Origin of the sequence: Streptomyces sp. NPDC059499 (assembly GCF_042749285.1) — a bacterium.
Taxonomy (GTDB): Bacteria; Actinomycetota; Actinomycetes; order Streptomycetales; family Streptomycetaceae; genus Streptomyces.
Map to the genome: position 1 here is coordinate 129,164 of NZ_JBHYTT010000011.1, position 13,917 is coordinate 143,080.

A 13,917-nucleotide genomic window follows, 5' to 3' on the forward strand; every position below is an offset into this window, starting at 1 on the left:
CGTTCCCTCCCCCTTGCCCGAGGCCGATTCCGCGAAGGCGGCCGACGCACACGGGCGTTACGGATGCCCGGTCATGCTAAGGGCTGTCATTCGCAGACCGTGCCCGTGGCCGGTACCTTCCCGTTCAGCAGATAACCGTCCACCGCCCTCTGCACGCAGACGCTGCCGCCGTTGTACGCGCCGTGCCCCTCGCCCTTGTACGTGAGCGCGATCCCGACCCCCTTGCCGAGTTCGGCCGCCATCGCCTTGGCGCCCGCGTACGGCGTCGCCGGGTCCCCGGTGTTGCCGATGACCAGGATGGGTGCCGAACCCGGGGCGCTGACGTCGGGGGTGTCCCAGGCGCCCGCGACGGGCCAGCCGGTGCAGGCCATGAGTCCCCAGCCCAGGTAGTCGCCGAAGACGGGGGAGGCTTCGCGGAACTCGGGGAGTGCAGCCCTGGTCTGCTCCAGGGTGAAACGCTCCTTGGAGTCCGCGCAGTTGATGGCCGTGTTGGCGGCGTTCGAGTTGTCGTAGTGGCCGTCCTCGGTGCGGCCGTTCAGCGAGTCGGCGAGCGCGAGCAGCAGCCCACCGTTGTCACCGTCCGCCTCGTCGAGACCCTGTTCGAGCAGCGGCCACGTCTCCTGGGAGTAGAGGGCCGACGCGATGCCGGTGGTGGCCTGGGTCTGCGTCAGTTCGCGTTCGCCGAGCCCCGGGACGGGCTCCTTCTCCAGCTTGGCGAGGAGTGCGGCGATCCAGTCCTGGACCTCCTGCGAGGTGTTACCGGGGAGCCTGCAGTCGTCGCGCTCCGCGCAGTCGGCGGTGAAGTTGTCCAGGGCGAGCTGGAAGCCCTCGGCCTGGCCGAGCGAGGACTGCTTGGAGTTCTCCGTCGGGTCGACGACGGCGTCCAGGACCATGCGGCCGACCTTCTTCGGGAACTGGTGGGCGTAGACACCGCCCAGTTCCGTTCCGTACGAGATCCCGAAGTAGTACAGCTTGTCGTCGCCGAGCACTTCGCGGAGCAGGTCCATGTCCCTGGCGGCGTTCGTCGTACCGACGAAGGGCAGCACCTCGCCGGAGTTCTCCTCGCAGTCCGCGATGTAGGACTTCTGGTCCTTGATGAAGGCCTTCTCCTCGGCGGCGTCGTCCGGAGTGCCGTCCATCTCGTACCGCGCGTCGAGTTCCTCGTCGTCCGAACAGGCGACGCCCTCGCTGCGGCCCACCCCGCGCGGGTCGAAGCTCACCAGGTCGTAGCGGGTACGGAGCGTCTCGTACTCCGTTCCGAAGGACGGCAGGGTGGCGACCCCGGACGCGCCCGGTCCGCCGAAGTTGAAGATGAGGGAGCCGATCCTGCGGTCCTGGTTCCTGGCCCTGGCGCGGACGAGCGCCATTTCGATGGTCCTGCCGTCCGGCTCCGCGTAGTCGAGCGGTACGTCCATGAAGGAGCACTCCCATACCGTCCCGCCCGGCAGCGGGGAGGGAGAGGTCCCACTGCCCTGGGCCTCGTTCGGGGCCGGGCAGCGCTGCCAGTCGAGCTTCTGGGAGGACAGATTCTCCGCCGTCGCCGTGGGGGAGGCGGTCGATGCCGTGGAGGGCCTCGCCCGGTCCGTACTCCCGCTGTCGTCGTCGGAACAGGCGGCCAGCGGCAGCAGTACGACGGTGGTGGCGGCGAGGGCAGCGGCACGCAGGGCGGGAGAGGTCCTCATGAACCCATCGTGCGGCGGGGCACGGGGGAGCGCGCGGGGCACGGTCCATGCGGGTGGCACGCGCCCCGTGCGGTTTGTTCCGGAGCGTGGGCTGAGACGCGCTCTAGAGCTCGCCCTTCCGGGTCAGCTGGTTGAAACAGATCCAGCCGGGAAGCACCGGCAGCCACAGCGTCATCACGCGGTACAGGAGCACCGCCGGCGCCGCGACCTCCTTGGGCAGGCCCACCGCGATGAGACCCAGGGTCAGCGCGCCCTCGACCGCGCCCATACCGCCCGGGGTGGGCGCCGCGGATCCCAGGGCGTTGCCCGCGAGGAAGACCACCGCGATGCTCGCGTAGCTGAGCTGCGGTACGTCGGGACCGCTGAACGCGCGGATCGACGCGTCCAGGCAGAGCACGAACAGGCCCGTCAGCAGCAGCATGCCGCCGATGCCGGTGACCAGCTTCTGCGGGCGCTGCACGACGTCGAGCATGCGGGGCACGACCCCGGCGAACAGCGACCGCACCCGGGTCACGATGAACTTCCGCATGAAGGGGATCGCGGTCACCACCAGGACGAGCACCGCGACGGTGAGAAGCCCCGCGATGACCGTTCTCGACGGGGTGAGCGAGTCCGGCGTCTTCTCCGTACCGGTCAGATAGCCGAACAGGGCGAGCAGCAGGATGTGGCAGCCGAGCCCGAACAGCTGGGAGGCGCCGACACTCGCGACGGCGAGCCCCGGACGTACTCCGGCGCGCTGCAGGAAGCGGGTGTTCAGGGCCACGCCCCCGACCGCCGCCGGTGCGACGATCTTCACGAACGACCCGGCCACCTGCGCCAGCACCGTCTTGCCGAACGGCACCCGCTCCGGCACGAAGCCCAGCAGGCTCATGGCCGCCGCGATGTAGCTGAGGGCGGAGAAGCCCAGCGCCGCCGCGACCCAGCCCCACTCCGCCTGCTCGACGACCGTCCCGAAGTCGGCCTCGGTGACCTGCGAGATCAGGAAGTACGCGGCGATCGAACCTGCGATGAAGCTGAACAGGGTGCGCGGCTTGATGCGTTCGAGCCGGACCGGCTCGACCGGCGCCTGCGGCCGGATCAGCAGCACCTGCCGGCGGATCTGGGCGAGCAGATCCTCCTCGCGTGCCTCGTCCAGGGCATCGTCGATCGCCCGCTTCTCGGCCTGCTTCTCGGTGCGCAGCGACTTGCGTGCCGTCTTGCGGTCGCCGGCCGCCGCTTCGTCCTGCCCGTCCGCCTTGGCCTGCTTGGCCGACTGGGAGGCCTCGAGCACCGCCTCGCGCTCGCGCTGCGAGCGCTCGCGGGCGATCCGGCGCAGCGTGGCCCGGGTGGAACGGCTGAGCGCGATCGGCTGGAGCAGCGGCAGGCTGTCGGCGACGGCGTCGGGACCGAGCACGGCGAGCGCCCCGGCCACCGCCCGTTCGGCGCCCACCCGGAGCCCCGTGGTGGTCAGCAGCTGGGCGACGTCCATGCGCAGGATCAGGTCGCCGGCGGCGATCTCACCGCCGCGGAGGTCCGTGACGAACACCGTGCCGGAACGATCCACCAGAATCGCGTCGCCGGTGAGCCTGCGGTGCGCGATCCGCCGCGACTGGAGCGCCTTGACCTGCCGCCAGGCGCCGCGCACCAGGTCGTCGGTGATCTCCTCGTCCTCCATCGAGTCCAGCGAGCGCCCGCCGATGTGCTCGTACACCAGCATCACGGCGTCGGGACCGAGCTCGGAGGTCGCGATCAGCTTGGGCGCGTTCGCCCCGGCGGCGATCGCCGCGTACGCGAGCAGCGCCTCCTGCTCCAGAGCCTGGCGCAGCGACTGGATGGAGCGGCGCTGGGTGATGCTGCGCAGGGTGAGCCGGCGCCACACCCGGTAGAAGAAGCCCTGTGCCTGCTGTTCTCGGTCGACGACCGTCACATCGAGCGGTGGACCGTCCTCCAGGGTGACCAGATAGCGGCGGCCGCGGTCGCTCTGGTCGGCGTTGTCGACTGCGTCCTCGGTGCGCATCGCGGCGACCGGGCGGAAGCCGACGTGGCGCAGACCGGCCATCAGGTGCTGGCCGGTCGGACGGACGTTCGGCGAGCCGACCGCGTACAGCGTGCCGTACGCCACGGTCCAGCCGATCAGCACGGTCAGGATGATCGAGAACGGTGTGGTGTAGCCCCCGACCAGCATCGCGAACGCGTCCAGGAGCAGCACCACCCAGAGCACGACCCGCCAGCGCGGTCTGCGCGCCATGCCCACCGCAGTCATGTAGGCGATGACGGGGGCGAGGTAACCGTGCACGGGATCGGTGAGCGCGTCACCGGGTTGAGGCTGGGTCAGCGCGTCCCGGATGGTCCCGGACGCCGATCTCGCGACCCAGAGGTCGGTGGCCAGCGTGACCCCGTGGGCCAGCACGGCGGCGAGCACGCCGTCCGCGATGCGCAGCCCGTCACGTTTGACCAGACGCTCGATCGCGAAGGCGACGGGTACGAGCAGCACAGCGATGCTGGACACCAGTCCGGCGATCTTGATCAGCAGGTCGGGCGCCTGGTCGGTGCCCTTGGAGATGTCGTCCTCGAGGCCGGTGGTGGTGCCCTGGGCGAAGGCGGCGATGGAGAAGAGGAGGACGATCGCGAGGACACCGACGAGGAGCCGCAGCAGATCGGAGGGGCGGTGCACACGGGCGGGCAGCAGCGGCTCGTCACCCGACACGCGGTCGGTCAGCCCCGCGTCGGCCGTGGCGAGGGTCGAGCCCGCGAGGTGCTCCCCCTCGGTTCCGGGAGTGTTCCCGGCGTCCGCGGCGGTCCGCTCGTCCGGGGCGTCGGCCCGCGCGTCCGCGGCGGCGGTCTGCTCATCCGGGGCGTCGGGCGCGTTCGGGCGCGGCTCCGCATCAGAGGCGTCGGCCGCCTTCGGTGGCTGCACGCCCTGCTCCTTCGTCGCCTCTGATTGGTCTTCGTGTTCTCGTATCACCGGTCACCGCCCGCATGATGGTGGCACGGCCTGCAGACAGAGGGGGGCATCAGGGTGCATTGCACGGGCGCGCGATGCGCAACATACGCTCCTTTGCCCCCACGTGCACGCTGTGTGATCAGGACGACACCGAACCGGCACGACTGTCGGTGGCGTACGGCAGGATGTGTCGGATGAGCAAAGACCGGACGAGCGGCGGCGCCGCCGGTGCGGCGCCGCAGGACCCCATGGACGCCGAGCTGCCCGAGTACGCGGAGCGGGTCCTGGACGTCGCCGACCTGATCCCGCCCGGCCGCGTCATGACGTACGGCGACGTGGCGGAGTGGCTCGGCGACGGCGGACCGAGACAGGTCGGCCGGGTGATGGCGCTGTACGGCTCCGCGGTGCCGTGGTGGCGTGTCGTGCGGTCCGACGGGGCACTGCTCCCGGGGCACGAGCTGCGGGCACTCGACCACTACCGCGAGGAGGGCACACCGCTGCGCGAAGCCTCGCGCAGCGCGGACGGGCATCTCCCGCGCCTCGACATGAAGCGCGCCAGGTGGGACGGAGTCACGGACGCGACGGGCCGTCCGGGCAGCGGTCCGGACCACGGTCCGGCCGGGGGCGAGGAAGCTCACATCTGACAGCTTCGGCCATCGCACGCCCCGGAGACATGCGCCGGGCCGGTACGGGACGCGAGCCGGTTCCGCGGGGTGCACACGTGACGAGGGACGCAGCCCGGTCGCTGCGCACAGGCCCGCCGCTGGCGTAGCGTCGTCCCCGCGCGGCACGCTCCGCTCCTTCGTTCCCAGCACATCCGAGCAGACCGAGTACACCCACCAGGACCGGCGATCCACGTGAGCTCCTCCTTCACCACCCGGAACAGTCCGCACCGTCAGGCACGGCGGCGGACCCCGGGCGCCTACCGGCTGGTGCGTACCCCTCCCGGATCCGTGGACCCCCCTCTCCTGGACGCGGGGCAACGCGCGGTGGTTGACCACAGGGCCGGCCCTCTGCTGGTCCTCGCCGGACCGGGCACGGGCAAGTCCACGACGCTCGTCGAGGCCGTCGCCGCCCGTGTGGCCGCCGGGACCGACCCGGCCCGCATCCTCGTTCTCACCTTCAGCCGCAAGGCGGCCGTCGAACTGCGCGACCGGATGGCGTCCAGGCTCGGTGGCCCCAGGGGCCCGCAGGCCACCACCTTCCACTCGTACTGCTACGCCCTGGTCCGCGCACACCAGGACGCCGACCTGTTCGCCGATCCGCTGCGTCTGCTCTCCGGACCCGAGCAGGACGTCACCGTCCGTGAGCTCCTGGCGGGCCAGCTCGGCCTGGAACAGGCAGGACTCGCCCATGTCCGCTGGCCCGACGAGTTGCGGGCCTGTCTGACCACGCGCGGTTTCGCCGACGAGGTGCGCGCGGTGCTGGCCCGCAGCCGTGAACTCGGTCTCGGCCCGGACGCCCTCGCCGCCTTCGCGCGCCGCACCGGCCGCCCGGACTGGAGCGCCGCCGCGCAGTTCCTCGCCGAATACCTGGACGTCCTCGACGCTCAGGGCGTCCTGGACTACGCGGAACTGGTCCACCGTGCCGTCCTGCTCGCCGAGCGTCCGGAGGTCGGCGCGCTGCTGGCCGGGAGTTACGACGCGGTCTTCGTCGACGAGTACCAGGACACGGACCCGGCCCAGGTGCGGCTGCTGCACGCGCTGGCGGGGAACTCCGGGAGCGCCCCGGGCACCGGCGGAGGCCGGACGCTGATCGCCTTCGGCGACCCGGACCAATCGATCTACGCCTTCCGGGGCGCCGACGTGAACGGCATCCTCGACTTCCCCGACGCCTTCCGCCGCGCCGACGGCGCTCCCGCCCCCGTCGGTGTCCTCACCACCTCGCGCCGCTCCGGTGCGCAGCTGCTCGCCGCCACCCGGCTGCTGACCCGCCGGATGCCGCTCACGCGTCTGCCGTCGGACAAGGTCCGGGCCCACCGCGAGCTGTCCGCCGTACGCGGAGGCGGCCGCGTGGAGACGTACACCTATCCGACCGCCTCCACCGAGCTGGAGAACATCGCCGACCTGCTGCGGCGTGCGCACCTGGAGGAGGGCGTGCCGTGGAAGGACATGGCGGTACTCGTGCGTGCCGGCGGCCATTCGATTCCCGCCGTGCGCAGGGCGCTGACGTCCGCCGGTGTGCCGCTGGAGGTGGACGGCGACGACCTTCCGCTGCGTCATGAGCCGGCGGTCGCGCCCCTGCTGACCGCGCTGCGGACGGTGGCGAAGGCGGCGGTGGGCCGTGCCGTGCCCGAGCCGCACGAGGATGCCGAGCCGTACGAGGACGCCGCGACGAGCAGCGACGCCGGGACGGGCAGCGAGGGTGGCGGGGACAGCAACGGCGACGGCGGCACCGGTAGTGACGGCGACACCGGTGGTGCCACGGATGCGGGCACTCTCGACACCGAGACCGCCCTCATGCTCCTCACCTCCCCGCTCGGCTCCATGGACGCCGCCGATCTGCGGCGCCTGGGCCGTGCCCTGCGCGACGAGGAGCGGGCCGCCGGCAACCGCGTGCCGCCGCCGTCCGGCGAGCTGCTGGCCCGGGCCCTCGCCGAGCCCGAACGCCTCGTCGCGCACGATCCGGCGTACGCCCGCGGCGCCCAGCGCCTCGGTGCGCTCCTGCGCAAGGCCCGCACACTCCTGGAGAGCGGCGGCACCGCCGAGGAGGCCCTGTGGGCCCTCTGGGACGGCACACCCTGGCCCGGCAGGCTCGAGCGGGCCGCACTGCGCGGCGGCGCGGGCGGCAGGAACGCCGACCGGGACCTCGACGCCGTGTGCGCCCTCTTCGAGACAGCGGCCCGCGCGGAGGAGCGCACCGGAGGACGAGGCGCGCTCAACTTCCTCGAAGAGGTCGACGCCCAGGACATCGCCGCCGACACGCTCTCCCGGCGTGCCGTGCGCCCCGACGCCGTACGGCTGATGACCGCGCACCGTTCCAAAGGCCTGGAGTGGCGGCTGGTCGTCGTCGCCGGAGTCCAGGAAGGGCTCTGGCCCGACCTGCGCCGCCGCGGGTCGCTCCTCGAGGCGGACCGGATCGGCCGTGACGGCCTGGCCGAACCCCTCACCCCGGGGGCGCTCCTGGCCGAGGAACGCCGCCTCTTCTACGTCGCCGCCACCCGCGCCCGGGAACGTCTCGTCGTCACGGCCGTCAAGGCCCCCGCCGACGACGGCGACCAGCCGTCGCGCTTCCTCACCGAACTCGGGGTTGAACCCCGCGACGTCACCGGCCGGCCCCGCCGTCCGCTCGCGGTCGCCTCGCTCGTCGCCGAACTCCGGGCGACGACCGTCGACCCAGCCGCCTCGGCCGCCCTGCGCGACGCCGCCGCGCACCGGCTCGCCCGGCTCGCCGCGCTGGCCGACGACGAGGGCCAGCCGCTCGTGCCCGCGGCCCACCCGTACCGCTGGTGGGGACTGAACGAGCCGACCCGTTCCGAGGTCCCGCTCCGCGACCGGGACCATCCCGTCGCGCTGTCCGGGAGCGCGCTCGACCAGCTGGCCAACACCTGCGCCCTGCAGTGGTTCCTGGGCCGTGAGGTGAAGGCCGACGCCCCGGCGACGGCCGCGCAGGGCTTCGGCAACGTGGTCCACGTACTCGCGGACGAAGTGGCATCCGGCCGTACCGCCGCCGACCTGGACGTCCTGATGGAGCGCCTGGACTCCGTCTGGAACGGCCTGGTCTTCGACGCTCCCTGGAAGTCCCAGCAGGAGAAGGACCAGGCGCGTGCCGCCCTGGAGCGCTTCCTGCGCTGGCACGTCATGGACCGCACCGGCCGTACCCCGGCCGCCAGCGAGCACGACTTCGACGTGACGCTGGAAGCGGGGGAGTACGCGGTGCGCATCCGGGGCTCCATGGACCGGGTCGAACAGGACACCGAGGGCCGGGCCTACGTCGTCGACTTCAAGACCGGCAAGGGGGCACCGACCAAGGACGAGGTAGCCGCGCACCCCCAGCTCGCCGTGTACCAGCTGGCGGTCAGGGAAGGCGCCGTCGACGACGTCTTCGACGGCCGACGCCCCGACTCCGGCGGTGCCGAACTCGTACAGCTGCGCCAGCCGGCCCCGAAGAAGGAGGGCGGCGACGCCCTTCCCAAGGTGCAGGCCCAGGAACCCCTGTCCGGGGAGTGGGTCTCCGACCTGCTGGCCACGGCCGCCGGCCGCGTCCTGGACGAACGCTTCACGCCCACGGCCGGCCAGCACTGCACCCACTGCACCTTCCGGGCCTCGTGCAGCGCACAGCCCGAAGGCCGTCAGATCATCGAGTGAGGTTCCGGGCACCCCGCCCGGTGACGTCCAGGGTGCCGGACGGGGCGTCGGACCGGGCGCCGGACCGGGCGCTGTCCGGGCGCTGTCCGGGCAGGACGGCTTTGTCGGTGTCTCCGGTTAGCCTCTGTGGAGTGTCCTCGCGTATCACCGACCCCGAGCAGCTCAAGGAGCTCCTCGGGATCCCCTTCACCCCGGAGCAGACGGCCTGCATCACAGCGCCGCCCGCCCCGCAGGTGATCGTGGCCGGAGCCGGCTCGGGGAAGACCACGGTGATGGCGGCCCGCGTGGTGTGGCTCGTCGGGACCGGACAGGTCGCCCCGGAGCAGGTCCTCGGCCTGACCTTCACGAACAAGGCCGCCGGCGAGCTCGCCGAGAGGGTCCGCAAGGCCCTGGTCGCAGCCGGGGTCACCGACCCGGACGTCATCGACCCGGACAACCCCCCGGGCGAGCCCAGCATCTCCACGTACCACGCCTTCGCCGGCCGGCTGCTCACCGATCACGGTCTGCGGATCGGGCTCGAACCCACCACCCGCCTCCTCGCCGACGCCACCCGCTACCAGCTCGCCGCCCGGGTGCTGCGCGAGGCCCCCGGCCCCTTCCCGGCGCTGACCAGGTCCTTCCCCACGCTGGTCAGCGACCTGCTCGCCCTGGACGCCGAGCTCGCCGAACACCTCGTACGCCCCGAACAGCTCGCGGAGTACGACACCGAGCTGCTCCACATGCTCGAAACGGCCAGGCTCACCAACGCCGAGCTGCGCAAGATCCCCGAGGCGGCCGAGGCCCGCCGCGAGCTCCTGGAGCTGACCCGGCGCTACCGTGCGGCCAAACGCAGCCGCGACCTCCTCGACTTCGGCGACCAGATCGCACTCTCCGCCGAGCTGGCCATGACCCGTCCCGAGGTCGGCGCCATCCTGCGCGACGAGTTCCGGGTCGTCCTGCTCGACGAGTACCAGGACACCTCCGTGGCCCAGCGCCTCCTGCTCGCCGGCCTCTTCGGCGGCCCGGGCGAAGCCGCGGCGGGGCACGCCGTCACCGCCGTCGGGGACCCGTGCCAGGCGATCTACGGCTGGCGCGGCGCCTCCGTCGCCAACCTCGACGATTTCCCGCACCACTTCCCCCACGCCGACGGCACCCCCGCCACCCGCTACTCCCTCAGCGAGAACCGCCGCAGCGGCGGCCGCCTCCTCCACCTCGCCAACGGCCTCGCCGACCCCCTGCGCGCCATGCACGAGGGCGTGGAGGCCCTGCGGCCCGCGCCCGGAGCCGAGCGGGACGGCATGGTGCGATGCGCCCTGCTCCGCACCCACGCCGAAGAGATCGACTGGCTCGGCGACTCCCTCGCCCACCTCGTACGGACCGGCACCGCACCCGGGGAGATCGCCGTCCTGTGCCGGACCGCCGGAGACTTCCCCCTGATCCAGGCCGCCCTCGTCGCCCGGGACATCCCGGTCGAGGTCGTCGGCCTGTCCGGGCTCCTGCACCTCCCCGAGGTCGCGGACCTCGTCGCCGTCTGCGAGGTCCTCCAGGACCCCGGGGCCAACGCCTCGCTGGTCCGGCTGCTCATCGGGCCGCGCTGGCGGATCGGCGCCCGGGACCTCGCACTGCTCGGCCGCCGCGCCCGACTCCTCGTCCACCGCGCCTCCCACGGCGAGGACGACGACTTCGACCCCGACCGCCGTCTCACCGAAGCGGTCGAAGGCATCGACCCCGCCGAGGTGATCTCGCTCGCCGACGCCCTGGACACCTTCCTGGAGTCCGGAGGGGCCGAGGACGACGGCCTGCCGTTCTCGGCCGAGGCACGCGTCCGTTTCGCCCGCCTCGCCACCGAGCTGCGCGACCTGCGCCGCTCACTGGCCGACCCCCTCATGGACGTACTGCACCGCGTCCTCGGCACCACCGGGCTCGAAGTGGAACTCTCCGCGTCGCCGCACGCCCTCGCCGCCCGCCGCCGTGAGACCCTCGCCAACTTCCTGGACGTCGCCGCGGGCTTCGCCGCAGTCGACGGGGAGGCATCCCTGCTCGCCTTCCTCGGGTTCCTGCGCACCGCCGCGCAGTACGAGAAGGGCCTGGACAACGCCCTGCCCGGCGGGGAGAACACCGTCAAGGTCCTCACCGCGCACAAGTCCAAGGGCCTGGAGTGGGACGTCGTCGCCGTGCCGGGTCTGGTCACCGGTCAGTTCCCCAGCGGACAGTCCCGGGACGCCTGGACCTCGCAGTCCAAGGTGCTGCCGCACGCCCTGCGCGGCGACGCGGCCACCCTCCCGGTCATCCACTCCTGGGACGCCAAGGGCCTCAAGGCGTTCAAGGAGGAGATGAAGGAGCACCAGCACACCGAGGAGCTCCGCCTCGGCTACGTCACCTTCACCCGCCCCCGCAGCCTGCTCCTGGGCTCCGGCCACTGGTGGGGCCCGTCGCAGAAGAAGACACGCGGCCCGTCCGCCTTCCTCGATGCGCTGTACGAGCACTGCGCCGCCGGGTACGGCGAGATCGAGGCCTGGGCCGACGAGCCCGGGGAGGACGAGGAGAACCCGGCACTCCAGGAGAAGGGCACCGACCAGGCCTGGCCGCTCCCCCTGGACGACGCGTCCATGGCCCGCCGTCGCGCCGCCAGGGACACGGTGCTGGCCCACCTGGAGGCCCTGGCCGCCACCCCCGTACCGGACGTGTACGAGGAAGGTCCCGGGCCGTCCTACGAGGAGCCCCCGTACGACGAGGATCCGAAACCCCCGTACGACGACGGGGAGGAGCTGTACGACGAGACCGACGCACCGTACGACGACCCGTTCCCCGACAGTGCTCCCTCCCACGGGGCCCCGTCGCGGGACCCGGCCCCGGCCGTCCCCCAGGTTCCCGCCGCCCGCACCCCCGCGGACGCGGAGCTCACCCCGGAGGAATCGCGCACCCTTGCCTCCTGGGACCGCGACCTCGACGCCCTCGCCGGTGAACTCCGGCGTGCCCGCGCATCCGTGCGGGACGTCCTCGTACCCGCCTCGCTCTCCGCCACCCAGCTCCTTCACCTGGCCGACGACCCCGACAGCTTCGCGCGGGAACTGGCCCGCCCCATGCCCAGGCCCCCACAGCCCGCCGCCCGACGGGGGACCCGCTTCCACGCCTGGGTGGAGTCCAGATTCGAGGAACTGCCGCTGCCCATGCTCGGGCCCGACGAGCTCCCCGGGGGCGAGGACAACGACACGGAGATCGCCGACGAACGCGACCTCGCCGCCCTCAAGGAAGCCTTCGAGCGCAGCGCGTACGCCCGGCGCACCCCGTACCGCGTCGAGACCCCGTTCCAGATCACCCTCGCCGGCCGCGTGATCCGGGGCCGGATCGACGCGGTCTACCGCACGGGCGACACGTACGAGATCGTCGACTGGAAGACCGGCCACCACCGCACGGCCGACCCCCTCCAGCTCGCCGTCTACCGCCTGGCCTGGGCCGAACTGCACGGTCTTCCGCCGGAGGCCGTCGCCGCGACGTTCCTGTACGTGCGCACCGGGGAGACCGTCAGCCCCGCCCGGCTGCCGGGCAGAGCAGAGCTGGAGCAGCTCCTGCTGGACGAGTCACCTCCGCAGGGCCGTTAGGCTCAGGACCATGAGCGACACCCCGGACAGTGCCGTCCGTACGTACACCCAGCAGCACCGCACAGCCTTCCTCGACGACCTCGCCGAGTGGCTGCGCATCCCGTCCGTATCCGCACAGCCGGAGCACGACGGAGACGTACGGCGCAGTGCCGAGTGGCTCAGGGACAAGCTCACGCAGACCGGGTTCCCCGTCACCGAGATCTGGGAGACGCCGGGCGCCCCGGCCGTCTTCGCCGAGTGGCCCTCCGACGACCCGGACGCCCCGGTCGTCCTCGTCTACGGCCACCACGACGTGCAGCCCGCGGCCCGCGAGGACGGCTGGCACACCGACCCGTTCGAACCGGTGATCCGCGACGGCAGGATGTACGGACGTGGCGCGGCCGACGACAAGGGCCAGGTGTTCTTCCACACACTCGGCGTCAGGGCGCACCTCGCGGCAACCGGCCGCACCACCCCCGCCGTACACCTCAAACTCCTCGTCGAGGGCGAGGAGGAGTCCGGCTCCCCGCACTTCCGCGCCCTGGCCGAACAGCGTGCCGGCCGCCTCGCCGCCGACATCGTGATCATCTCCGACACCGGCATGTGGGACGAGAACACCCCGACCGTCTGCACCGGAATGCGCGGTCTCGCCGAGTGCGAGATCGAACTGCACGGCCCGGGCCAGGACATCCATTCCGGATCGTTCGGCGGCGCCGTACCCAACCCCGCGACCGCCGTGGCCCGCCTCGTCGCCGCGCTCCACGACACACAGGGACGGGTCGCGGTCCCCGGGTTCTACGACGGCGTCGCCGAACTCACCGACACCGAGCGGGCCCTCTTCGCCGCGCTCCCCTTCGACGAGGCCACCTGGCTGCGCACCGCCGCTTCGCAGGCCACCGCGGGCGAGGCCGGGTACACCACCCTGGAACGCATCTGGGCCCGCCCCACCGCCGAGGTCAACGGCATCGGCGGCGGCTACCAAGGAGCGGGCAGCAAGACAGTCATCCCCTCGTCCGCCCTGGTGAAGCTGAGCTTCCGCCTCGTCGCCGGCCAGGATCCGGAGCGCGTCCAGAAGATGGTCCGCACGTGGGCCGAGGAACAGATCCCGGCCGGCATCCGCCACCGCATCACCTTCGCCCCCGCCACCCGCCCCTGCCTCACCCCGCTGGACCACCCCGCACTCCAGGCAGTGGCCCGTGCCATGGGACGGGCCTTCGGGAAGAAGATCCTCTTCACCCGCGAAGGAGGCTCGGGCCCCGCCGCCGACCTGCAGGACGTCCTCGGCGCCCCCGTCCTCTTCCTGGGCATCTCCGTACCGTCCGACGGCTGGCACGGCCCCGACGAGAAGGTCGAGATCGACCTCCTCCTCAAGGGCGTGGAGACCGCCGCCCACCTGTGGGGCGAACTGGCCGCGGCACCGCGCTGAATCTCTGATCACCCGATCC

6 protein-coding genes are annotated in these 13,917 nt (G+C 72.4%); 4 read left to right on the forward strand and 2 right to left on the reverse strand.

All coding sequences use genetic code 11. The annotated features are described in order from the left end of the window. Positions 1-86: 86 nt before the first annotated feature. Both ACFW9O_RS24465 and ACFW9O_RS24470 read right to left on the reverse strand, forming a co-directional pair. The gene (locus tag ACFW9O_RS24465) at positions 87-1,682 is read right to left on the reverse strand and encodes an alpha/beta hydrolase (protein WP_384612118.1); all 1,596 of its coding nucleotides are present in this window, start codon (positions 1,680-1,682) and stop codon (positions 87-89) included. A 103-nt stretch (positions 1,683-1,785) separates the two neighbouring features. Then, positions 1,786-4,578 carry a lysylphosphatidylglycerol synthase domain-containing protein gene (locus ACFW9O_RS24470; RefSeq protein ID WP_384612120.1) on the reverse strand — a complete coding sequence of 931 codons (2,793 nt, stop codon included), beginning with the start codon at positions 4,576-4,578 and terminating at the stop codon, positions 1,786-1,788. A gap of 221 nt (positions 4,579-4,799) precedes the next feature. On the opposite strand from ACFW9O_RS24470, the gene ACFW9O_RS24475 reads away from it, so the two are divergent. The 4 genes from ACFW9O_RS24475 (at position 4,800) to ACFW9O_RS24490 (ending at position 13,898) form a co-directional block, all read left to right on the forward strand. After that, positions 4,800-5,249 carry an MGMT family protein gene (locus tag ACFW9O_RS24475; RefSeq protein ID WP_384612122.1) on the forward strand — a complete coding sequence of 150 codons (450 nt, stop codon included), beginning with the start codon at positions 4,800-4,802 and terminating at the stop codon, positions 5,247-5,249. A gap of 213 nt (positions 5,250-5,462) precedes the next feature. After that, positions 5,463-8,912, forward strand: coding sequence for an ATP-dependent helicase (locus ACFW9O_RS24480; RefSeq protein WP_384612124.1), 3,450 nt, complete (start codon positions 5,463-5,465; stop codon positions 8,910-8,912). A gap of 131 nt (positions 8,913-9,043) precedes the next feature. After that, a complete protein-coding gene (locus tag ACFW9O_RS24485) occupies positions 9,044-12,493 on the forward strand; it encodes a UvrD-helicase domain-containing protein (protein ID WP_384612126.1) in 3,450 nt (1,149 codons plus the stop codon). Positions 12,494-12,503: 10 nt separating this feature from the next. Further along, positions 12,504-13,898, forward strand: coding sequence for a dipeptidase (locus ACFW9O_RS24490; protein WP_384612128.1), 1,395 nt, complete (start codon positions 12,504-12,506; stop codon positions 13,896-13,898). Positions 13,899-13,917 lie beyond the last annotated feature (19 nt).

Coding starts and splice junctions, on each gene's coding strand:
- ACFW9O_RS24465 (WP_384612118.1), bottom strand. CDS start 1,682: ATGAGGACCTCTCCCGCCCTGCGTGCCGCTGCCCTCGCCGCCACCACC.
- ACFW9O_RS24475 (WP_384612122.1), top strand. CDS start 4,800: ATGAGCAAAGACCGGACGAGCGGCGGCGCCGCCGGTGCGGCGCCGCAG.
- ACFW9O_RS24490 (WP_384612128.1), top strand. CDS start 12,504: ATGAGCGACACCCCGGACAGTGCCGTCCGTACGTACACCCAGCAGCAC.